1 protein-coding gene is annotated in these 339 nt (G+C 64.6%); it reads right to left on the reverse strand.

The window, feature by feature from the left end; genetic code table 11:
- A partial coding sequence (locus ACG2LG_RS24360) for a group II intron maturase-specific domain-containing protein (RefSeq protein ID WP_396263522.1) occupies positions 1 to 339 on the reverse strand: 339 nt, incomplete at both ends.

Consider the following 339-nt stretch of genomic DNA (forward strand, 5'->3'; position numbering starts at 1 on the left):
CACCCATCCGTCGATCTCTCCCAGATGGCCGGGGCTTGCGTGTTTGAAGTAGCCATACCAACCCCGCAGCGTCCGGTTGAGGTCCGCCACGATGGTTTCCATGCTCGTCCCATTGGTCCGGCGCGTCTTCGGTTTGATGGTCTCGCGCAGCTTGCGCACGCTCTTGGGGCGCACCAGCCGCAGGAGGTTCCCATGGCGGCTTCGCTGGAAGCGGTAGCCGAGGAAGTCGATGTGACTCCCGACCGGCTCCATGTCCACCACGCGGGTCTTTTCCGGGTGCAGGGTCAGCCCCGCTCCCTCCATCCATTCCTTCAGACGTGACAGCGCGGCGAGGGCTTC

This window comes from Haloferula sp. A504 (assembly GCF_044385805.1).
In the GTDB taxonomy this organism is placed as follows: Bacteria; Verrucomicrobiota; Verrucomicrobiia; order Verrucomicrobiales; family Akkermansiaceae; genus Haloferula.